Source organism: Pseudoruegeria aquimaris, assembly GCF_900172235.1.
Lineage (GTDB): Bacteria > Pseudomonadota > Alphaproteobacteria > Rhodobacterales > Rhodobacteraceae > Pseudoruegeria > Pseudoruegeria aquimaris.
Window position 1 is genome coordinate 76363 of record NZ_FWFQ01000005.1, and the last position, 21673, is coordinate 98035.

18 protein-coding genes are annotated in these 21673 nt (G+C 66.1%); 13 read left to right on the plus strand and 5 right to left on the minus strand.

Annotation, left to right across the window (positions count from 1 at the left end):
* The first annotated feature begins 7 nt into the window (after positions 1-7).
* Positions 8-616: a nucleotide exchange factor GrpE gene (locus PSA7680_RS05155; RefSeq protein WP_085867598.1), complete on the plus strand. Its 609-nt coding sequence runs from the start codon at positions 8-10 to the stop codon at positions 614-616.
* A gap of 96 nt (positions 617-712) precedes the next feature.
* Here the strand turns inward: PSA7680_RS05155 and mutS are convergent, their stop codons facing one another.
* Positions 713-3340: a DNA mismatch repair protein MutS gene (gene mutS / locus PSA7680_RS05160; protein ID WP_085867665.1), complete on the minus strand. Its 2628-nt coding sequence runs from the start codon at positions 3338-3340 to the stop codon at positions 713-715.
* Between the two features lie 332 nt (positions 3341-3672).
* Here mutS and PSA7680_RS05165 point away from each other — a divergent pair, with 332 nt between their 5' ends.
* Together PSA7680_RS05165 and PSA7680_RS05170 are read left to right on the plus strand one after the other, a co-directional pair.
* Positions 3673-5934 carry an NADP-dependent malic enzyme gene (locus PSA7680_RS05165; RefSeq protein WP_085867599.1) on the plus strand — a complete coding sequence of 754 codons (2262 nt, stop codon included), beginning with the start codon at positions 3673-3675 and terminating at the stop codon, positions 5932-5934.
* Positions 5931-6809 carry a ribokinase gene (locus tag PSA7680_RS05170; protein WP_085867600.1) on the plus strand — a complete coding sequence of 293 codons (879 nt, stop codon included), beginning with the start codon at positions 5931-5933 and terminating at the stop codon, positions 6807-6809. The genes PSA7680_RS05165 and PSA7680_RS05170 overlap by 4 nt, the downstream gene beginning before the upstream one ends.
* On the opposite strand, the gene msrA is transcribed toward PSA7680_RS05170, so the two are convergent.
* Positions 6800-7471, minus strand: a complete 672-nt coding sequence (msrA, locus tag PSA7680_RS05175) for a peptide-methionine (S)-S-oxide reductase MsrA (RefSeq protein WP_085867601.1) — start codon at positions 7469-7471, stop codon at positions 6800-6802. The two genes, PSA7680_RS05170 and msrA, sit on opposite strands and share 10 nt — an antisense overlap.
* 168 nt (positions 7472-7639) lie before the next feature.
* On the minus strand, positions 7640-8863 hold the full coding sequence (locus tag PSA7680_RS05180) for an argininosuccinate synthase (protein WP_085867602.1): 1224 nt from the start codon (positions 8861-8863) through the stop codon (positions 7640-7642).
* Positions 8864-9003: 140 nt separating this feature from the next.
* Here PSA7680_RS05180 and ilvA point away from each other — a divergent pair, with 140 nt between their 5' ends.
* On the plus strand, positions 9004-10251 hold the full coding sequence (gene ilvA, locus PSA7680_RS05185; protein ID WP_085867603.1) for a threonine ammonia-lyase IlvA: 1248 nt from the start codon (positions 9004-9006) through the stop codon (positions 10249-10251).
* Between the two features lie 89 nt (positions 10252-10340).
* Here ilvA and PSA7680_RS05190 read toward each other — a convergent pair whose 3' ends face one another.
* A complete protein-coding gene (locus PSA7680_RS05190) occupies positions 10341-10670 on the minus strand; it encodes an Hpt domain-containing protein (protein ID WP_085867604.1) in 330 nt (109 codons plus the stop codon).
* Positions 10671-10834: 164 nt separating this feature from the next.
* Between PSA7680_RS05190 and PSA7680_RS05195 the strand changes: the two genes are divergently transcribed.
* A complete protein-coding gene (locus PSA7680_RS05195; protein WP_245824450.1) occupies positions 10835-12082 on the plus strand; it encodes a PP2C family protein-serine/threonine phosphatase in 1248 nt (415 codons plus the stop codon).
* 8 nt (positions 12083-12090) lie between these two features.
* Here the strand turns inward: PSA7680_RS05195 and PSA7680_RS05200 are convergent, their stop codons facing one another.
* Positions 12091-12567 carry an NUDIX hydrolase gene (locus PSA7680_RS05200; protein WP_085867605.1) on the minus strand — a complete coding sequence of 159 codons (477 nt, stop codon included), beginning with the start codon at positions 12565-12567 and terminating at the stop codon, positions 12091-12093.
* 78 nt (positions 12568-12645) lie between these two features.
* On the opposite strand from PSA7680_RS05200, the gene hslO reads away from it, so the two are divergent.
* The 8 genes from hslO to PSA7680_RS05240 all read left to right on the plus strand — a co-directional run bounded on the left by hslO (position 12646) and on the right by PSA7680_RS05240 (position 21667).
* Positions 12646-13647 carry an Hsp33 family molecular chaperone HslO gene (gene hslO / locus PSA7680_RS05205; RefSeq protein ID WP_085867606.1) on the plus strand — a complete coding sequence of 334 codons (1002 nt, stop codon included), beginning with the start codon at positions 12646-12648 and terminating at the stop codon, positions 13645-13647.
* Positions 13634-14239 carry a CoA pyrophosphatase gene (locus PSA7680_RS05210; RefSeq protein ID WP_085867607.1) on the plus strand — a complete coding sequence of 202 codons (606 nt, stop codon included), beginning with the start codon at positions 13634-13636 and terminating at the stop codon, positions 14237-14239. Before hslO ends, PSA7680_RS05210 begins: the two co-directional genes overlap by 14 nt.
* Positions 14236-15390 carry a CCA tRNA nucleotidyltransferase gene (locus PSA7680_RS05215; protein ID WP_085867608.1) on the plus strand — a complete coding sequence of 385 codons (1155 nt, stop codon included), beginning with the start codon at positions 14236-14238 and terminating at the stop codon, positions 15388-15390. Before PSA7680_RS05210 ends, PSA7680_RS05215 begins: the two co-directional genes overlap by 4 nt.
* A gap of 62 nt (positions 15391-15452) precedes the next feature.
* Positions 15453-16052 carry a LysE family translocator gene (locus PSA7680_RS05220; protein WP_085867609.1) on the plus strand — a complete coding sequence of 200 codons (600 nt, stop codon included), beginning with the start codon at positions 15453-15455 and terminating at the stop codon, positions 16050-16052.
* 101 nt (positions 16053-16153) lie between these two features.
* Positions 16154-18022, plus strand: coding sequence for an ABC transporter ATP-binding protein (locus PSA7680_RS05225; protein ID WP_085867610.1), 1869 nt, complete (start codon positions 16154-16156; stop codon positions 18020-18022).
* Positions 18019-19887 carry an ABC transporter ATP-binding protein gene (locus PSA7680_RS05230; protein ID WP_085867611.1) on the plus strand — a complete coding sequence of 623 codons (1869 nt, stop codon included), beginning with the start codon at positions 18019-18021 and terminating at the stop codon, positions 19885-19887. Before PSA7680_RS05225 ends, PSA7680_RS05230 begins: the two co-directional genes overlap by 4 nt.
* The gene (locus PSA7680_RS05235; protein ID WP_085867612.1) at positions 19884-21104 is read left to right on the plus strand and encodes a class I SAM-dependent RNA methyltransferase; all 1221 of its coding nucleotides are present in this window, start codon (positions 19884-19886) and stop codon (positions 21102-21104) included. Before PSA7680_RS05230 ends, PSA7680_RS05235 begins: the two co-directional genes overlap by 4 nt.
* 68 nt (positions 21105-21172) lie before the next feature.
* Positions 21173-21667, plus strand: a complete 495-nt coding sequence (locus PSA7680_RS05240; RefSeq protein ID WP_085867613.1) for a L,D-transpeptidase family protein — start codon at positions 21173-21175, stop codon at positions 21665-21667.
* Positions 21668-21673 lie beyond the last annotated feature (6 nt).

Below are 21673 nucleotides of genomic sequence, written 5' to 3' on the forward strand. Positions count from 1 at the left end.
GTGAGATATGGCTGAGCCGAAGAAAGAAGACGATTTTCTGGACGATATCGAAGCGCTCGAAGAAGAGCTCTATGGCGAAGAGCCGATCGACATCATGTCCGAAGAGGCCTCCGAAGAGCCGAGCAAGCCGGCGAGCAAGGCGGATCCCGAAGAGCTCGCCGCCCTGCGCGCGGAGCGGGACGAGTTGCAGGATCGCGTGATGCGCGTGCTGGCGGAGGCGGAAAACTCCCGCAAGCGCAGCGAGCGCGACCGGCGCGAGGCCGAGCAATACGGCGGCTCCAAGCTGGCGCGCGACATGCTGCCCGTCTACGACAACCTCAACCGCGCCATCGCGGCGGTGCCTGAAGAAAGCCGTGAGGCCAACAAGGCGCTGATCGAAGGCGTGGAACTGACCCTGCGCGAGCTTCTGAACATCTTCTCCAAGCACGGCATCGAGAAGATCGAGCCCCAGGTGGGCGACAAGTTCGATCCAAAGCATCACCAGGCGATGTTCGAGGCTCCGGTTCCCGGCACGCAGGCCGGCGACATCATCCAGGTCATGGCGGTGGGCTTCCAGATCCACGAACGCCTCCTGCGCCCGGCGCAGGTGGGGGTTTCCTCCACGCAGAAGTCCTGATCTCCCGCTTCCTCCGCCCTTGCATGGCGGGCGAAAGCGAGCCTGTTTTCAGGGAAAAAGACCCAGACTGAAACCCCGGCCATGTGCCGGGGTTTTTCATTTCAGCAGGGATTTCAGCTCGTAGACCAGATCCAGCGCTTCGCGTGGGGTCAGTTCGTCGGGGAGGATTTCCCGCAGGCGCGCTTCGACGGGCGAAAGCTCCTCGGGTTTCGGTGCGGGCGCGGGGGCTGCGGCCACTGCCGAGAACAGCGGCAGATCATCGATCAACGCCTTGGGCTTCGCGCCGCTCTCCCGATCGCCTTTTTCCAAAGCTTCGAGCACGGCGCGCGCGCGTTCGACCACGGCGCGCGGAAGCCCCGCCAGCTGCGCCACCTGCACCCCGTAGGAGCGGTCGGCCGCACCGCGCCGCACCTCGTGCAGGAAGATGACCTCGCCTTCCCACTCCTTCACGGCCACCGTTGCGTTTTCCACGCCCTCAAGCGTGCCGGCCAGCGCCGTCATCTCGTGGTAGTGAGTGGCGAAGAGCGCGCGCGAGCGGTTGACGTCGTGCAGGTGTTCGAGCGTCGCCCAGGCAATGGACAGGCCGTCATACGTGGCTGTGCCGCGGCCGATCTCGTCGAGGATCACGAGGGCACGGTCATCCGCCTGGTTCAGGATGGCCGCGGTTTCCACCATTTCCACCATGAAGGTGGAGCGGCCACGGGCCAGATCGTCCGCCGCACCCACGCGGGAAAACAGCTGCGAGACGAGGCCGATCCGGGCACTGCGGGCGGGCACGAAGCTGCCCATCTGCGCCAGCAGGGCGATAAGTGCGTTCTGCCGCAGGAAGGTGGATTTACCGGCCATGTTCGGGCCGGTCAGAAGCCAGATGTCGGCCGGCTTGCTGCCGTCGGAGAGGTCGCAGTCGTTGGCGATGAAGGGTGCGCCGCCCTGCCGCCGCAGGGCCGCTTCCACCACCGGGTGCCGCCCTTGTTCCACGAGAAAGGCGCGGCTGTCATCGACAACGGGCCGGCACCAGTCCTCTCGCGCGGCGAGATCGGCCAGCGCGGCGCTGAGATCGAACTCCGCCAAGGCCTGGGAGGTGGCGCCGATGGTGCCGATCTCGGCCAAGACGGCGCTTTTCAGGCTGTCATAGAGCCTTTTCTCGATCTCCAGCGCGCGTTGTCCGGCGTTCAGGATCTTGGTTTCCAGTTCCGACAGGTCCACCGTGGTGAAGCGCACGGCATTGGCTGTGGTCTGGCGGTGGATGAAGGTTTCCGACAGGGGCGGGGAGAGCATCTTGTCGGCATGGGTGGCCGTGGTCTCGATGAAATAGCCCAGCACGTTGTTGTGCTTGATCTTCAGCGAGGAGACGCCGGAAAGCTCGGCATATTGCGCTTGCATGGAGGCGATCACACCGCGGCCCTCGTCGCGCAGGGTGCGGGCCTCGTCGAGCTCGGCGTCATGGCCGGGCGCGATGAAGCCACCGTCGCGCGCCAGCAGGGGCGGTTCGGCCACGAGGGCCTGGTCGAGCAGGTCCAGCAGCGCATCGTGGCCGGAGAGCGCGGCGGCGTTCCGGCGCAGCAGCGCCGGCAGTTCCAACCCGGCCAGTTGCTCCGATAGCGCCTGCGCCTGGGCCAGCCCGTTGCGCACGGCGGCCAGATCGCGCGGGCCGCCACGGTCGAGTCCGAGGCGGGAGAGCGCGCGGTCCATATCCGGCGCCTTGCGCAGGATCTCGCGCAGCGTTTCACGGAAACCGGGGTGCTCGGTGCAGTAGGACACGGCATCGAGGCGCGCATGGATCGTGGCGAGATCGGTGGAGGGGCCCGAAAGCCTGCGCTCCAGAAGTCTGGCGCCGCCAGCGGTCACGGTGCGATCGATCACCGAGATCAGCGAGCCTTCGCGCCCGCCGCTCAAGGCCTGTGTCAGTTCGAGATTGCGCCGCGTGGCGGTGTCGATCTGCATGGCGCTGCCAAGCGACTCCCGCCGGGGCGGGCGCAGCAGCGGCAGTTTTCCTTTCTGGGTAATCTCGAGGTATTCCACCAGCGCGCCCATGGCCGAGATCTCGGCCCGGTCGAACTGGCCGAAGGCATCGAGCGCACTCACGCCAAGTAGCTCGGTGAGGCGGGTCTCGGCGGAGGTGCTGTCGAAGGCGGCGCGGGCCATCGGCGTGCAGGCGGCACCGGATTCAGAGACGATTCCGGCCAGATCCTGTTCCGCGCCCTCCGACAGCAGGATTTCCTTCGGGGCCAGCCGCGCCAGTTCGGGCCCCAGCCGCACGCGCGGGCAGGGCATGGCGTGAAACGCTCCGGTGGAGATGTCCACCCAGGCCAGCGCCCCTTCGCCGCGCAATTCGGCATAGGCGGCAAGGAAGTTGTGGCGACGCGCTTCGAGCAGCGTGTCTTCCGTCAGGGTGCCGGGTGTCACCAGCCGCACCACGCCCCGTTTCACCACGGATTTGGAGCCGCGCTTCTTGGCTTCCGCCGGATCTTCCAACTGCTCGCAGACGGCCACGCGGAAACCCTTGCGGATCAGCGTGAGGAAGTAGCTTTCGGCCGAATGCACCGGCACGCCGCACATGGGGATGTCCTCACCGAGGTGCTTGCCGCGCTTGGTGAGCGCGATGTCGAGCGCCGCCGCCGCTTCGACGGCATCGTCGAAGAACATCTCGTAGAAATCGCCCATGCGGTAGAACAGCAGGGCGTCCGGATATTCGGCCTTGATTTCGAGAAACTGCGCCATCATCGGCGTCACGCCCGATTTCGCCTGGTTCACTCTTTTCCCCCAGAGATCTTCTTCATTAGCCCGCGTGGCCATTTCATTCTTTCTAATCCCTCGGACGCGCGAACACGACCGCAAAAAGTGGCCGATGTGCACAGCTGCCGGCAGTGGCGGGGGGCAGGGGCATAACACGACGAATGCACGAATATGTTGCTGGTGGGCGAGATCCGGGTGGAAGCGGAAAGAAATGGGGCATTCTGGCGCAACAATCAAAAAACTGGGCAGGAACGACCGGCTTCGTATTGAATGAGCGCCGCCAGTGGCCTACGCCGGTGGGACGAGAGAGAGAGGCAAGAATGGCATCCAGAACGAAAGTGACGCCCGAAGAGGCGCTGGCCTATCACCTGGACCCCCAACCGGGGAAATGGGAAGTGGTGGCGACCAAACCGATGACGACGCAGCGCGACCTGTCGCTCGCCTATTCGCCGGGTGTGGCCGTCCCGGTGGAGGCGATCGCGGAGAACCCGGAGTCCGCCTACGACTACACCACCAAGGGCAACACCGTTGCGGTGATCTCCAACGGCACGGCGATCCTCGGGCTTGGCAACCTCGGCGCACTGGCCTCCAAGCCGGTGATGGAAGGCAAGAGCGTTCTGTTCAAGCGCTTCGCCGACGTGAACTCCATCGATATCGAGCTGGATACCGAGGATCCGGACGCCTTCATCAATGCCGTGAAGCTGATGGGCCCCAGCTTCGGCGGCATCAACCTCGAAGACATCAAGGCACCGGAGTGCTTCATCATCGAGCAGCGCCTCAAGGAAGAGATGGACATCCCCGTCTTCCACGACGATCAGCACGGCACCGCGGTGATCTGTGCCGCCGGGCTGATCAATGCCTTGAAGATCTCCGGCAAGAAGATCGAGGACGTGAAGATCGTGCTCAACGGCGCCGGCGCGGCGGGCATTGCGTGTATCGAGCTGCTCAAGGCGATGGGCGCGAAGCATCAGAACTGCATCGTCTGCGATACCAAGGGCGTGATTTACCAGGGCCGCACCGAGGGTATGAACCAGTGGAAATCGGCCCATGCGATCACCACAGAGCTGCGCACGCTCGAAGAGGCGATGAAAGGTGCCGATGTCTTCCTCGGCGTTTCCGTGAAGGGCGCGGTGACGCCGGAGATGGTACAGTCCATGGCGCCGGACCCGGTGATCTTCGCCATGGCCAACCCGGATCCGGAGATCACGCCCGAGGAGGCCCACGCCGTTCGGGAGGACGCCATCGTCGCCACGGGCCGCTCGGATTACCCGAACCAGGTGAACAACGTTCTTGGCTTTCCCTACCTGTTCCGCGGCGCGCTCGACATCCACGCCCGCGCCATCAACGACGAGATGAAGATCGCCTGCGCCCATGCGCTGGCCCAGCTTGCGCGCGAAGACGTGCCGGACGAAGTGGCCATGGCCTACGGGCGCAAGCTGACCTTCGGCCGCGACTACATCATCCCGACGCCGTTCGACCCGCGCCTGATCCACGTGATCCCGCCTGCGGTTGCGAAGGCCGGGATGAACACCGGCGTGGCCCGCCGCCCGATCATCGACATGGATGCCTACGAGCACGCCCTGAAATCCCGGATGGATCCGACCGCTTCCGTGCTGCGCTCCATCAACACCCGCGCCCGCGCGGCGCAGGCGCGGATGATCTTCGCCGAAGGGGATGACAACCGCGTGCTCCGTGCCGCGGTGAACTACCAGCGCTCGGGCTACGGGCAGGCGCTCGTGGTGGGCCGGGAAGACGACGTGAAGCAGCGGCTGGAGACCGCCGGACTCGGCGATGCCTTCGGCGAGATCGAGATCGTGAATGCCCGCAACACGCCCTATCTGCAGGACTACAAGGAGTTCCTCTATCGCCGCCTGCAACGCAAAGGGTTCGACGGGGCCGACATCCACCGCCTCGCGGCGCGGGATCGCCATGTGTTCGCGGCGCTGATGTTGGCGCATGGCCATGGTGACGGGCTGATCACCGGCGCGACGCGCAAATCGGCGCAGGTTCTGGAGTTGATCAACCACGTGATCGATGCGCGCGCCGAGGATGGCGCGGTGGGCGTCACCGCGCTGCTGCACAAGGGGCGGATCGTGCTCATCACCGATACGCTGGTGCACGAATGGCCCGAGAAAGAGGATCTGGCCCGCATCGCCGTGCGCGGCGCAGAGGTGGCGCGGCTCCTGGGGCTTGAGCCCCGCGTGGCCTTCGTCAGCTTCTCGACCTTCGGCTACCCGGTAACGGAGCGCGCGACCAAGATGCACGATGCGCCGCGGGTGCTGGATGAATGGGGCGTCGATTTCGAATACGAGGGCGAGATGACGGTGGACGTGGCGCTGAACCCGAAGGCGGCGGAGCAATATCCGTTCTCGCGCCTGACCGGCCCGGCCAACGTTTTGGTGGTCCCCGCACGGCACTCGGCTTCGATCTCGGTAAAGCTGATGCAGGAGATGGCCGGCGCCACGGTGATCGGCCCGATCCTCGCCGGCGTGGATCGCCCGGTGCAGATCTGCTCGACGGTCTCCACCGCGGGCGACATCCTGAACATGGCGCTTCTGGCCGCCTGCAAGGTGCGTGCATGACGATCTACAACCTCGGCTCGATCAACGCCGATCACGTCTATTCGGTCCCGCATCTGCCGGGGCCGGGGGAGACCCTGGCCGCCGACAGCCTGAACATCGGGCTGGGCGGCAAAGGTACCAATCAATCGGTGGCCGCCGCGCGGGCCGGCAGCCACGTGGTGCATATCGGCGCCGTCGGTGCCGATGGCGCCTGGGCGCGGGAGCGGATCGCGGGCTACGGCGTGAACGTGGATCACGTGGCCACGGTGCAGGGCCCCACGGGCCATGCGATCATCAATGTGGATGCCGGCGGCGAGAACGCGATCGTGCTTCTGAAAGGGGCGAACTTCGCCTTCGATCCCGCCCTCGTGGAGGCTGCGCTCGCTCACGCGGGCGTGGGCGACGTGCTGCTGCTCCAGAACGAGACAGCGCACCAGGCCGAAGCCGCGCGGATCGCCCGGTCCAAAGGCGTGCGGGTCGTCTATTCCGCCGCGCCCTTCTCGGTTGAGGCGGTGAAGGCGGTGCTGCCCCATGTGGATCTGCTGGCGATGAACGAGATCGAGGCGGCGCAGCTGTCGGAGGCGCTGGGCACCACGCCCGAAGCACTGGAAGTGCCGGAAACGCTTATCACGCAAGGTGCGAAGGGGGCTGTCTGGCGTGCGGCTTCAGGGGAGCGCCACGTGGTGGCGAGCTTCAGCGTGACGCCGAAAGACACGACCGCTGCCGGGGATACGTTCGCCGGCTATTTCGCGGCAGCCTGCGAGCAAGGGCTCGCCGTGCCCGAGGCGATGCGGTTGGCGGCGGGGGCAGCGGCGCTGAAGGTGACCCGCGCGGGGGCGGCGGATGCCATCCCGACACGCGCGGAGGTTGAAGCTTTCATCGCCGCTCAGGAGTGACCGGAGGCGAAGGGCGCGGCATCACCCCAAAGCTGTTTCACGCGCTGATCCCGGCCGCAGGCGTTGCGATAGAGCTTGTAGGCGTCTGACTGCTTCTTCGGGCCGAAACGGGTGAGCACGCGCTTGCTGCCCTTGTAGTAATCCTGGTGGTAGGCCTCGGCGAGGTAGAAGGGCTGCGCTTCGAGGATCGGCGTCACGATTTCCTGGCCAAGCGCGGCACGGGCCTTGCGCTTGGCGGCCTCGGCAGCGGCTTTCTGCGCCGGATCAGAGACGAAAATCGCGGTGCGGTAGCTGTCGCCCCTGTCACAGAACTGGCCGCCGGCGTCCGTCGGATCGACCGAACGGAAGAAGAGATCCACCAGCTGCGCATAGCTTACCTGCGCGGGATCATAGGTGATGCGCACCGCCTCGTAGTGCCCGGTGCCGCCCTTCGTCACCTGCTTGTAGCTGGGATCGGACACCGCGCCCCCGGTAAAGCCGCTCTCGGCCTCGATCACGCCCCTTACGCTTTCGAAATCGCTTTCGACGCACCAGAAGCACCCCCCGGCGAAAATCGCGGTTTCCGTGCTCTGCGCCCGCGCCTCGGCGCAGCTCAGCAAGAAGCCGAAAGTGATGGCGAGGCTCAGGAACATGGCCTTGGCGTAGTCGGTGAGAATGTACATGGGTTTGCCCTCCGTGATGCCCTGTTGGTTACAGGCAATACGGCTCCGGGCAATTCACCGGATGGTGAGTTCACCGTCTGGTGATCGGGCGTGACCGATTTCGGGGGGATTGTTACGCCTGAACGGTGAAAAACGGCCGCGCCCTGTGTCAGGCGCGGCCGGAACGGCTTACTTTACGCGGCGGTTGCGCGCGGCCAGCAATTTCAGGCGCAGGGCGTTGAGCTGGATGAAGCCTGCGGCATCCTTCTGATCGTAGGCGCCCGCATCATCTTCGAAGGTCACATGGGCTTCGGAGTAGAGCGAGTGATCCGACCAGCGGCCCACGGTGCGTGCGCTGCCCTTGAACAGCATGACGCGCACGGTGCCGGTGACATGCTCCTGCGATTTGTCAATCGCGGCCTGCAGCATCTCGCGCTCCGGGGAGAACCAGAAGCCGTTGTAGATCAGCTCCGCGTAGCGCGGCATCAGGCTGTCCTTCAGGTGGCCGGCGCCGGAATCCAGCGTGATCTGCTCGATGCCGCGGTGGGCTTCCAGCAGGATCGTGCCGCCCGGCGTTTCGTAGATGCCGCGGGATTTCATGCCGACGAACCGGTTTTCCACGAAATCGAGCCGGCCCACGCCATGCTTGCGGCCATACTCGTTGAGCGCGGTCAGAAGCGTGGCCGGGCTCATCGGGGTGCCGTTGATCGAAACCGCATCGCCCTTTTCAAAACCGATCTCGATGAATTCGGGCTCATCCGGCGCGGTCAGAGGGCTGTCGGTGCGCTGGTAGACGTAATCCGGCGCCATCTCGGCCGGATCCTCCAGCACCTTGCCTTCGGAGGAGGTGTGCAGCAGGTTCGCATCCACCGAGAAGGGCGCTTCGCCGCGCTTGTCTTTCGCGATCGGGATCTGGTGCGCCTCGGCGAACTCCAGAAGCCGGGTGCGGCTCGAAAGATCCCATTCGCGCCAGGGGGCGATCACCTTGATGTCGGGGTTCAGCGCATAGGCCGAAAGCTCGAAACGGACCTGGTCGTTGCCCTTGCCCGTCGCCCCGTGGGAGACGGCATCGGCGCCGGTGGCTTCGGCGATTTCCACCAGCCGCTTTGAGATCAGCGGCCGCGCGATGGAGGTGCCCAGCAGGTAGAGCCCTTCATACACCGCGTTGGCGCGGAACATGGGGAAGACGAAATCCCGCACGAATTCCTCGCGCAGGTCTTCGATGAAGATGTTCTCCGGCTTGATGCCCAGCATCTCGGCTTTTCGTCGCGCCGGCTCGAGCTCTTCTCCCTGGCCGAGGTCGGCGGTGAAGGTCACGACCTTGCAACCGTATTCCGTCTGGAGCCATTTCAGAATGATCGAGGTGTCGAGGCCGCCGGAGTAGGCAAGCACGACTTTCTTGGGCGCGGACATCCGTTTCTCCCATGGTTGGAACTACGCCAAGCGCGTTACCGGGTTTTGGACGCGGGGGCAAGAAGATGCGGGGCTTTGGCCCGGCGCGGCGGCCGAAAGCGGGCTTGCGCGGCGGCACGGCACGGGGCAAAGCTGCCGTCATGTCCGATTTCACCGATACCGCCCTTGCCGCCGCCTCCCGGATGCGCAGCCTCTTCACGGAAACGCCCTTGCAGCTGAACGCGCATCTCTCCGCGAAATACGGCGCGGAGATCTGGCTCAAGCGCGAGGATCTCACGCCGGTGCGCTCCTACAAGATCCGGGGTGCCTTCAATGCGATCCGCAAGGTGCGCGCGGCGAACCCGGAGCAGGATCTCTTCGTCTGCGCCAGCGCGGGCAATCACGCGCAGGGCGTGGCCTACTGTTGCCGGCATTTCGGCGTACGCGCGGTGATCTTCATGCCCGTCACGACACCGCAGCAGAAGATCGAGAAGACGCGGATCTTCGGCGGGGATTCCGTCGAAATCCGACTTGTCGGTGACTATTTCGACGATACGCTCGCCTCGGCGCAGGCCTTCTGCAAGGAGGCTTCCGGCCATTTCCTCGCTCCGTTCGACGATCCTGACGTGATCGAGGGGCAGGCCTCGGTTGCGGTGGAAATCCTGGCGCAGATGCAAGGCGTGCCCGACATGATCGTCCTGCCGGTCGGTGGCGGCGGGCTGGCCTCGGGCGTGGTGCGCTACATGGCGGCGGAAGCGCCGGACGTTGCCTTCCGCTTCGTGGAGCCGGCCGGCGGGGCAAGCCTCGCCGCGGCGCTTGCCGCCGGTGAGCCGGTGAGCCTGCCGCAGGTGGACAGCTTCGTGGATGGTGCCGCGGTCGCCCGGATCGGGGCCAGGCCCTTCGGCATCCTGAAAGACGTAGATCCGGCCACGGTGCTTCAGGCACCGGAAGACAGGATCTGCACAACCATGCTCGACATGCTCAACGTGGAGGGAATCGTGCTGGAGCCCGCGGGCGCGCTGGCGGTGGACGCGCTCGGAGAACTCGCGGGGGAGATCACGGGCAAGCGGATCGTCTGCGTGACCTCCGGCGGCAATTTCGATTTCGAACGGTTGCCGGAGGTGAAGGAGCGGGCGCAGAAATTCAGGGGGCTGAAGAAATACCTCATCCTGCGGATGCCCCAGCGCCCCGGCGCGCTGAAGGATTTCCTCGGGATGCTCGGCCCCGAAGACGACATCGCACGCTTTGAATACCTCAAGAAATCGGCGCGCAACTTCGGCTCCGTTCTGATCGGGCTCGAAACGACCGATGCCGCCAATTTCCCAGCCTTGTTCAGCCGCATGGACGCAGCCGGATTCACCTTCCGCGACATCACGAACGACGAGACGCTTTCGGCCCTTGTCGTCTGAGCCGGGCTTGGATCAGGATGTTCCGCCCGGTTCGCAGGGGCCGGCATCCCCGGCGGGTTTCTCGAGTCGTTGTCCTCGGGCGGGCCCGGTCAGGCCGGGTGCAGGGGCAGGCTGGCGAGGAAGGCCGTGCGTGAATTGGCGTAGCTGGCAAAAAGCGCTTGCAGAAACGTCGGATCGCGCTCGCTGACTTCACCGCCCGTTTCACCCTCCTGGCAGAGGCTGGCAAACTCCGAGAAACCGAGGTTAAGCGCGCTGCCTTTCAGGAAATGCATGTCCGCGCGGAATGTCTCCGGCTGAATCTGCCCTTTCAGCCGCTGGACCGTTTCATCGACCTCCTCCAGGAATATCTCGACCACCTCGTCAAAGGCTTCCGGCCCGACTTCCTCGCGCAATTCGTTTACCCGGTTCCAGTCTATCATCGGTGGCACCCCGCCTTTGTCACATGGCTCTGGCAGAATGCGCGCGCTTCCTTAAGATTTCGTTCGTCTTGTTCAATGTTTGATCCGGCGGGCGTTCAGCCGATGTTAAGGCGCGGTTGGCAGACTCCGGAAAAGATGCAGGAAAAGGGCGCAACGTGGCGACAGTGAATTTCAGCACAGCGGCGGCGGAGCAGTCGGGCGACATGCGGGCGATCAACACCGTGCTTCTGGTGGATGACAGCCGTGCGCAGCTTTCGCTGCTGTCGGCGATGATGCGACGATGGGGATACACGTTCGAAACCGCGGCCTCCGGCGAAGAGGCGCTGGAGATCTGCCGCCGCGCGCCGGTGGATCTCGTCATCAGCGATTGGATGATGCCGGGAATGGACGGGCTGGCCTTCTGCCGGGCTTTCCGCGGCCTGCCCACCGATCGCTACGGCTATTTCATCCTCGTCACCTCGAAGAACGAGAAGCAGGATATCGCCACGGGCCTCGACGTGGGGGCGGACGAGTTCCTGACGAAACCGGTGAACCCCGACGAACTGCGCGCCCGCATCAATGCAGCGGAGCGGATCCTGCTGATGCAGCGGCGGCTCAATGCCCAGATGGAGCAGTTGCAGAAACTCTACGACAAGCTCGATCAGGATCTGATCGAAGCCGGGAAACTGCAGCAATCCCTCGTACGGGATCGGGAGGTGCAGCGCGGGCCGCTGGCGCTTTCCTTCCTGCTGGAGCCCAGCGGCCACGTGGGCGGCGATCTGGTGGGCTGGTTCCGCGCCGGGGAGGGGGATGTCGGCTTCTTCTCGCTGGACGTTTCAGGGCACGGCGTGCCGTCGGCGCTGCTCACCCTGCGCCTTGCCGGCATGCTGAGTGCCGACAACCCGGAGCACAACATCGCGCTGCGCCGGCTTGAAGACGGCGGGGTCGCGCCGCGCCCGCCGGAAGAAACGGCGGCGCTTCTGAACGAAGCCATTCTCGACGGGATGGACACCGATCTCTACTTCACCATCGCGCTGGGCGTGCTGAACCTTGCCACCGGGCAAGGGCGGATGGTCCAGGCCGGGCACCCCGCGCCCCTGTTGCGGCGCGCCGGTGGCGAATTGGCCTTCCTCGGCGAAGGCGGCCTGCCGGTGGGGCTCATTCCGGGCGCGCAGTTCACCGGCTTCGATTTCGATCTCACTCCGGGCGACAGGCTTCTGCTCTATTCCGACGGCGTGACGGAGGCCGCCGCCCCGGATGGCGCCCTGTTCGGCGAAACCCGTCTTTCAGAGCACATGCAGGCCCATGCGCAGGCCGCGGGGCAGGCTTATTTCGTCGCGCTTCAACAGGCGCTCGAGAGCTTCTGCCAAGGGGGCGATCCCGGGGACGACGTCTCGGGCGTCCTGCTCGAATACGGCTCGAACATGGCCTGATCTGCGTTTCAGGCCACCCTGTTGCGGCCCGTCTTCCCGTTCCGGCCTGCCTTCAGGAACCGGGCAAGGAAATGGCGATCGCCGTCATTGGCCAGCCGGTGCAGGGCTTCCTCGCCGTCCAGCAGGCATGCGGCGTGGCCGGGCTCCGTGGGGGGGCCGAGCCGCCGCGTCGGCGTCGCGACGTAGATATGGCAGAGCTTCTCGGCCCAGAGATCGTATTCTGGCATGTAGGTGAAGCGCCGGAAGGCGCCCAGTCGCCGTGGCGCGGTGATCTTCCACCCGGTTTCCTCGAAGGCCTCCCGGTGCAGCGCGGCGACCGGTGATTCCCCCGGATCGATGCCGCCTCCGGGAAGCTGGAACTCCGGTGCCGGGCTTGCCTGGAACGTCAGGAGGATCCGGCCGCGCAGCGGCAGGATGGCGTAGGCGCCAGGGCGTTGCCGGTAGCGGCGCCCGGGGGCCGGGGTGTCACCGAATCGTCTGATCATGGGCCCTGGGACTTGGAGGAGCGGTTGCGAGGCTTATATACTCGCGGTATGCCAACGCGAGACGCGTAAGGAAACCCCATTATGATTGGTTCGAAAATCGCCTGGGACGATACCGTCCTGCCCTTTCAGCTTGACCGCTCGGACGTGCGTGGCCGCGTCGCGCGCCTCGATGGCGTGCTGGACGAGGTCCTCAAGCAGCACGATTACCCGCCGAGCGTCGAAGCGCTGGTGGCGGAGATGGCTCTGCTGACGGCCCTGATCGGTCAGACGATCAAGCTGCGCTGGAAGCTCTCGCTCCAGGTGCGTGGGGATGGCCCGGCGCGCCTGATCGCCACGGATTACTACGGCCCCAGCAAGGAGGGCGAGCCGGCCCGCATCCGGGCCTACGCCAGCTATGACGCCGAGCGGCTGGAGCCCACGGGCGACCCTTACGATCAGATCGGCAAGGGCTATTTCGCCGTGCTGATCGACCAGGGCAAGGGCACCACGCCCTACCAGGGCATCACCCCGATCGCGGGCGGATCGCTGGCCACCTGTGCGGAAACCTACTTCGCCCAGTCCGAGCAGCTGCCGACCCGTTTCGAGCTGAGTTTCGGCAAATCCACGCTGGCAGGCGGCCCGGAAAGTTGGCGCGCCGGGGGCGTGATGCTCCAGCTGATGCCCAAGGCCTCCCCGCATGTGGCACAGGATGGCGGCTCCGCCGAGGGTGGCCTGCTCAGCGCCTCCGACATCCTGGATGCCGATGCCGAGGAGAATTGGGTCCGGGCCAACACGCTGCTGGATACGGTGGACGATCTTGAGCTGATCGGCCCGACCGTCCAGCCCACGGATCTGCTCGTGCGCCTGTTCCACGAGGAAGCGCCGCGGGTGTTCGACGCCCAGCCGGTGAGCTTTGGCTGCACCTGCTCGGAAGAAAGAGTGCGCGATAGCCTCTCGATTTACTCAGCCAAGGATATCGCCCACATGACGACGGACGAAGGCCATGTCACCGCAGACTGCCAGTTCTGCGGGGCGCATTACGTGCTCGATCCTGCGACGCTGGGCTTCGAGGCCGAAAAGGCGCCGGATGGGGACTCCTGAAACCATCGATCGGATCCGCGCCGCCCTTCAACAGGGCGGCGCGGCCTCGTCGGACTACGACCTGCACCCGGATCTCGTGCTGCCGGAGGGCCGCAGGCTGCGCCCGGCGGCCGTGCTGGTGCCGTTGATCGGCGGGCAGGAAGATGGCCTGCGGCTGATCCTCACCAAGCGGGCCTCGGGGCTGAAGCACCACCCTGGGCAGATCGCCTTTCCCGGCGGCAAGCAGGACGAGGGCGACGCCACGCTCACCGATACCGCGCTGCGCGAAGCGCGGGAAGAAATCGGCCTTCCACCTGAAAACGTCTCTATCCTTGGTGAACTCGCCCCACATGAGACGGTGACGGGCTTTCTAGTGACGCCGATCGTCGGGCTCGTTACCGCGCCATTCGATGTCATTGCCGAGGCGGGCGAAGTGGAGGAAGTCTTCGAAGTGCCGCTGGCGCATGTGATGGATGAGGAGAAATTCCTCGTTCAATCGCGCCTCTGGCGTGGACAGCAGCGCAAGTATTTCACCGTTCCCTATGGCCCCTATTACATCTGGGGCGCCACGGCGCGGATGCTGCGATCGCTGGCCGGGGCGGTGGCCCGATGAGGCGGGTCACTGGAGAGTGGATCGAAGCGCCGGAGGCACAGGCGGTGATGGCCGTGCTCGCCGATGCCGGCCACGAAGCCTATTTCGTGGGTGGCTGCGTGCGCAACGCGCTTCTGGGCGCGCCGGTGGGCGATCTGGACGTGACGACGCGCGCCCGCCCGCAGGAGACGACGGCGCTGTTCGAAGGGCAGGGGTTTCGCGTCGTGCCGACGGGGATCGACCACGGCACCGTGACGGTGATCGCGGGCGGCATTCCCTTCGAAATCACCACCTACCGCAGGGATGTTGAAACCGACGGCCGCCGTGCCGTCGTGGCTTTCGCGGACAGGATCGAGGAGGATGCGCAGCGCCGCGACTTCACGATGAACGCCCTTTACGCCGATGCGTCCGGACACGTGAGCGATCCGCTTGGCGACGGGCTCGCCGATCTCGACGCCCGCCGGGTGCGCTTCATCGACGATCCCGCCCAGCGGATCCGCGAAGACTACCTGCGCATCCTGCGCTTCTTCCGGTTCCACGCCTGGTATGGCGATCCCGAACAGGGGATCGATGCCGAGGGTTTGGCGGCCTGTGCGGAAAATTCCGCCGGAATAGAGACGCTTTCGGCAGAGCGGATCGGAGCGGAGATGAAGAAGCTGCTGTCGGCGCCCGATCCGGCGCCCTCGGTGGCCTCCATGCAGCAGGCCGGCGTTCTGGCGGCGGTGCTGCCCGGCGCCGATGCCCGCGGGCTGCCGCTCCTCGTGGCCTTCGAAGCGGAACACGGCTTTCCGGCGGATCCGATGCGCCGGCTTGCCGTTCTGGGCGGAGAAGACGTGGCCGCGCGGCTGCGCCTCAGCCGCCAGGAAGCCCGCCAGCTCGCCCAGATGCGGGAAGCGATCGGATCGGGCGAAGCGCCCGGCGCGCTGGGCTACAGGCTTGGCGCTGAGACGGCCCGAAACGTCCTGCTGCTGCGGGCGGCGCTCTTCGAAGTTCCGGCGGCGGCGGCGGATCTCGACGCTGTCGGCGCGGGCGCGGGCGCGGCGTTTCCGGTGGCGGCAGCCGATCTCATGCCTGCCTATTCCGGCCCGGCGCTGGGCGCCCGTCTGAAGGAGCTTGAAGCTCGGTGGATCGCCTCGGGCTTCACCCTGACGCGGGACGAACTTCTGGCTTGAACCCGGCGGGAGGGCCGATATCTTCGGCCGGCTTCCCCCTGCAAAAAAGAACAGGCCCGCCGATGACCCCCGAAAGCTACCTTGCGCTTCTGCTGCTGGCCTTCACCGCGGCTTTCACGCCGGGGCCGAACAACGCGATGGTGGCCGCTTCAGGGGCCAACTTCGGTTTCCGGCGCACGATTCCCCATATCGTGGGGATCGGCCTCGGGTTTCCACTTATGATCTTCATCGTCGGCCTGTTTCTCGGCGAGCTGTTTTCCCGCAGCGAGGCGCTGCGGGAGGGGCTGCGCTGGGGTGGCGCGGCGCTGCTGCTCTTCATCGCCTTCCAGATCGCGCGCTCCGGCGGGCTCTCGCGCAAGGGCAACCGGGCCGCCCGGCCGATGCGGGCCACCGAGGCGGCGGCCTTCCAGTGGATCAACCCGAAGGGCTGGGCCATGGCCATCGCCGTGACGGCGCAGTTCGTGAGCGGGCAGGGTGGGGTCACGGCGGCGCTGATCGTGGCCCTCACCTTCGTCTTCATGGGGTTCAGTTCGGCCTCGACGTGGGCCATCGCCGGGCAAGCGATGACACGCTGGCTGACGACGGAGAACCGGCTGCGCTGGTTCAACTACGCGATGGCGGCGATGATCGCAGCCTCCGTGGTGATGCTGTTTGCCGACTGAGGGTGCCGCCGGAGCACGCCCCAGGGTGAATCCGCCGCCCGCGGTTTCCCTTTCCGCCCGGACGGTTTATATCCACCGGGCAGCGACGGAAGGTTTTTCCTGTGTTCCGGTATTTCGAGAATTTCGTCGATCCCTATACGCAGTATGAGGAGAGCGACCGCCCCCCGCAGCGGCTGTGGCCGTTTCTGCGCGAATACGCGCGGCCGTTCCACCGTGTCTTTCTCTATGCCGGGGTGATGTCGCTCGTCGTGGCGGTGATCGAGATCTGGCTGATCTACTACATGGGCCGCGTGGTCGATATCCTTGCCAGCGGGACGCCTGAGAGTGTGCGCGCCGATTACGGGCTGGAATTCCTGCTGGTTGCGCTGTTCATCCTCTTCGCCCGCCCGGTGATCCAGGCGCTGGACGTGGCGCTGCTCAACAACGCGATCCTGCCCAACTTCGGCACCCTCATCCGCTGGCGGGCGCACAAACACGTTCTGCGCCAGTCCGTGGGTTGGTTCGAGAACGATTTCGCCGGCCGCATCGCCAACCGGATCATGCAGACGCCGCCCGCCGCGGGCGACGCGGTGTTCCAGGTCTTCGACATGATGACCTTCGCGGTGGCCTATCTCGTGGGGGCGGCGATCCTGCTGGCGGATTCCGATCCGCGGCTGGCGATCCCTCTGGTGATCTGGTTCGTGCTCTACATGTTTCTCGTGCGCTGGACGATCCGTACCGTGGGCCCGGCTTCCAAAGCCTCTTCTGATGCCCGGAGCGAGGTGACGGGCCGCGTGGTGGACAGCTACACCAACATCCATTCGGTGAAACTCTTCGCGCACCACGATCACGAGATCGACTATGCAAAGGAAGCGATCGAGAACACGCGCCGCACCTTCGCGAAGGAGATGCGGATCTTCACCAAGATGGATCTCGGCCTCGTGACGCTGAACGGCGCGTTGATCGTCGGGGTCGTCGGATGGGCGGTGGCGCTGTGGATGAACGATGCGGCGACGATCGGCACGGTGGCGGCTGCCACGGCGCTGACCCTGCGCCTCAACGCGATGACCGGCTGGATCATGTGGGCGCTTTCCACCTTCTTCCGCTCGCTCGGCGTGGTGTCCGAGGGCATGGAGACCATCGCCCAGCCGATCACCCTCGTGGATGCGCCGGGTGCGAAGCCGCTGAAGCTGACGGAGGGCGCGATCACCTTCGAGGGCGTGTCGCACCATTACGGCCGGGAGGCCGGGGGGCTGGATGCCATTTCTCTGGCGATCCGCCCGGGCGAGAAAGTGGGCCTCGTGGGCCGCTCGGGCGCCGGGAAATCGACCCTCGTCAAGCTGCTTCTGCGGTTCTACGACGTGGAGACCGGGCGCATCCTGATCGACGGGCAGGACATCTCCCGGGTGCAGCAGGCCTCCTTGCGCGCCGCCATCGGCATGGTCCAGCAGGACAGCGCGCTGCTGCACCGCTCGGTGCGTGACAACATCCTCTACGGGCGCCCGGACGCAACCGAGGAAGAGGTCATCGAGGCCGCCCGGCGGGCCGAAGCGCATGAGTTCATCCTTGATCTGGAAGATCCGGAAGGCCGAACCGGCTACGACGCCCACGTCGGCGAGCGCGGCGTGAAGCTGTCGGGCGGGCAGCGTCAGCGGATCACGCTGGCGCGGGTGATCCTGAAGAACGCACCGATCCTCGTGCTGGACGAAGCCACCAGCGCGCTCGACTCCGAGGTGGAGGCCGCGATCCAGGAAACGCTCTACGGCATGATGGAGGGCAAGACGGTGATCGCCATCGCGCACCGGCTGTCCACCATCGCCCACATGGACCGCATCGTCGTGCTCGACGAAGGGCGCATCGCGGAAGAGGGCACCCATGCCGAACTTCTGGCGCTGGGCGGGCTCTACGCGGCCTTCTGGAGCCGGCAGTCCGGCGGCTTCATCGGCACCGATGACGCCCCGGAAGGTGATAGCGGGGAGGCCACCGAATGAGCCCCTACCGCGTGGCATCCCGCCTGCTCGACAGGCTCAGGCTGGACCGGCTGATCGATCCGCTGCAACCGGCGGACGGCTCGCCGCCGCGCACGCTTCTGGCCTTCTTCGGCTGGTGCCTCAAGGGCAGCTGGCCGGTGCTCGGTTTCGCCGCCTTCGTCTCCGTTCTGGCCGGGGTGATCGAGGTTGGCAGCGCCTTCCTGCTTGGCCTCGTGGTGGACGGCGCCCTGCGTGCCGGCGCCGGGGGGCTTGCGCAGGAATGGCCCCTGCTGCTGGGCGTGGCCGCGTTCTTCCTCGTCCTGCGGCCGCTGGTGTTCGGGGCTTCGGCGGCGATCCAGAGCCTCGCGGTGGCGCCCAACGTCATGCCGCTGGTTCTCTCGCGCCTGAACCGCTACGCGCTGGGCCATTCCGTCGATTTCTTCGACAATGATTTCGCCGGGCGCATCGCCCAGAAGCAGATGCAGACGAGCCGGGCCGTCACCGACGTGACGATGGAAATGATCAACGTGGTGGCCTTTGCGCTGGCCTCGCTTGTGGGGGCGGCGGCGCTCCTGATGGGGATCGACTGGCGCATCGGGGCGATTCTCTCGGTCTGGCTGGTGGGCTACCTGCTGATGATCCGCTGGTTCATGCCGCGCGTCCGGCTGCGCTCTGGAAGGCGCGCCGCGGCGCGGGCGATGGTTTCGGGGCAGATCGTCGATACGATCACCAACATCAAGACGGTCAAGCTCTTCGCGCATGACGCCCACGAGGACAGCGCGGCGAATGAATCGATGAGTGCCTGGCGGGAGACCGCCGTGCATTTCGGAGAGCTTGCTACCTTCTTCCGCTTCGCCCTGATGGCGGTGGCCGGGGTCGTGCCGGTGATCCTGATCGGCAGCACGCTGCTGCTGTGGAACGCCGGCGAAGTCACCGCCGGGGCCATCGCAGCCACGGGGGCGGTTTCGTTGCGGATCGCGCAGATGACGGGCTGGGTGAGCTTCGTGCTGATGGCGATCTATGCCAACATCGGCGAGGTGGAGGACGGGATGAACACGCTCACCCCGGCCCACAGGCTGACGGACAGCCGCCACGCCAAGCCGCTCGCGGTGACGGAGGGCGCGATCACCTTCGAGGATGTGCGCTTCGCCTACGGCCAGCGGTCGGGCGGCGTGAACGGGATCACGCTGAACGTGCGCGGCGGCGAGAAGATCGGCATCGTCGGGGCCTCGGGGGCGGGAAAATCGACCCTCGTGAACCTGTTGCTGCGGCTCTACGATCCCGAGGGCGGCCGCGTCGAGATCGACGGGCAGAACATCAAGATGGTGACGCAGGACTCGCTGCGCGCCCAGATCGGGACGGTCACGCAGGAAACCGCGATGTTCAACCGGTCCGCCTTCGAGAACATCCGTTACGGCACCCCCGGCGCGACGCTGGAAGAGGTGCAGGAGGCCGCCCGGCGCGCCGAAGCGCATGAGTTCGTGCTGCAGCTGCGCGATCACAAGGGACGCACCGGGTATGATGCGCACCTCGGGGAGCGCGGTGTGAAGCTCTCGGGTGGCCAGCGGCAGCGGATCGCGCTCGCGCGGGCCATTCTCAAGAACGCGCCGATTCTCGTGCTGGACGAGGCCACGAGCGCGCTGGACTCCGAGGTGGAAGCCGCCATCCAGGCCGCGCTTGAGCGGGTCATGGAGGGCAAGACGGTGCTCGCCATCGCCCACAGGCTTTCGACCATCGCCCAGATGGACCGCATCATCGTGCTGGATCAGGGCCGCATCGCCGAAGAGGGCAGCCACGAGGCGCTGCTGGCGAAGGGCGGCCTCTATGCCCGCTACTGGGAGCGGCAGTCCGGCGGATTTCTCAATATTCAAGAGGCAGCCGAGTGAGTATCACCATCCAGAAACTGGGCCATCTCGGGGACGGGATCGCCGAGGGCCCGATCTTTGCCGCCATGACCCTTCCTGGCGAGGTCGTCGAGGGGGAGGTGGAAAACGGCCGGATCGCCGCGCCGCGCATCCTCGTGCCCTCGGAGCAGCGGGTGAAGGCGCCCTGCCGGCATTTCAAGGCCTGTGGCGGCTGCACCATGCAGCACGCCAGCGATACCCTGGTGGCCGGCTGGAAGCGCGACATCGTGGCCAATGCGCTTGCGGCCCACGGGCTGCCGGCGCCGATCCGGGATGTGCACACCTCGCCGCGCCAATCACGCCGCCGGGCCGTCTTTTCGGGCCGGCGCACCAAGAGGGGCGCGCTGATCGGCTTCCATGGCCGCGCCTCGGGCACGATCGTGGACCTCGCGGAATGCCATGTGGTGCGGCCGGAGCTTTTTGCCCTGCGGGAAACGATGGCCGCGCTGGTGCTGCTGGGCGCCTCGCGCAAGGGGGAGGTGAGCCTGACGGCAACGCTGACCCTCTGCGGCGTGGATCTGGCGGCGGAGGGCCTGCATCCGCTCGATGAATCGCTGCGGGCAAAGGCCACGGCGCTCGGTGCGGAAGCCGGACTGGCGCGGCTTTCCTGGAACGGGGAGACGATCGCCCAGTGGCAGGATCCGGTGCTGCCCTTCGGCAAGGCGCGGGTCGCGCCGCCGCCGGGCGCCTTCCTTCAGGCCACGGCGGAAGGAGAGGCGGCGCTTCTGGCCGCGGTGCGCGAAGCGGTGGGCGGATCGGCGCGCATCGTCGATCTCTTCGCCGGTTGCGGCACCTTCTCGCTGCCTCTGGCCGAGCAGGCCGAGGTGCTGGCGGTGGAGGGCGAGGCCGACATGCTGGCGGCGCTGGACAGGGGCTGGCGCCGGGCGCAGGGGCTGAAGCGGGTCGAGGTGGCAACCCGCGATCTGTTCCGCAGGCCCCTGTTGCCGGACGAGCTTTCCCGATTCGATGCCGTGGTTCTGGACCCTCCCCGCGCCGGCGCAGAGGCGCAGGTCGCCGAGCTGGCGCGCACGGACGTTGCGCGCATCGCCTATGTCTCATGCAACCCGCAGAGCTTCGCGCGCGATGCCGCCGCGCTCTGCGCCGTGGGGTATCAGTTGCAGTGGATCGACGTGGTGGACCAGTTCCGCTGGTCGCCCCACGTGGAACTTGCCGCCGCCTTCCGCCGCCCGGGCGCGTGACGCCTTTTTTTCAAGGCGATTCTGGTGTAAAAAGCGCGCAAGAAAATAAGAGTACGGGCAGTGTTTCAATGGTTTCGCGCAGATCCATCCTCCTTTCGCTGCTGCTTGCCCCGCTGGCGGCCTGCAGCTCGAAATTCAAGACGTACAACGGCCCCGAGGTGACCCGCGTCGTCGTCTACAAGGGGCGGCGCAAGATGTATCTGCTGCACCATGACCAGGTGTTGAAAGCCTACGACATCGATCTCGGTTTCGCGCCCGAGGGCCACAAGCAGTTCGAGGGTGACGGGCGCACGCCGGAAGGCGACTACACGATCGACAGGCGCAACCCGAATTCGAAGTTCCACCTGTCGGTCGGGATTTCCTACCCCAATGCCCGCGACGTGGAAGTGGCGCGGGCGCTGGGAAAATCGCCCGGCGGCGACATCTTCATCCACGGCCAACCCAACGCCTTCAAGCCGAAGGGCCGGGATTGGACGTGGGGCTGCATCTCGGTGAAGAACCACGAGATCGAAGACATCTACGCGATGGTCAACGACGGAACGGTGATCTCCATCTATCCGTGAATGTGG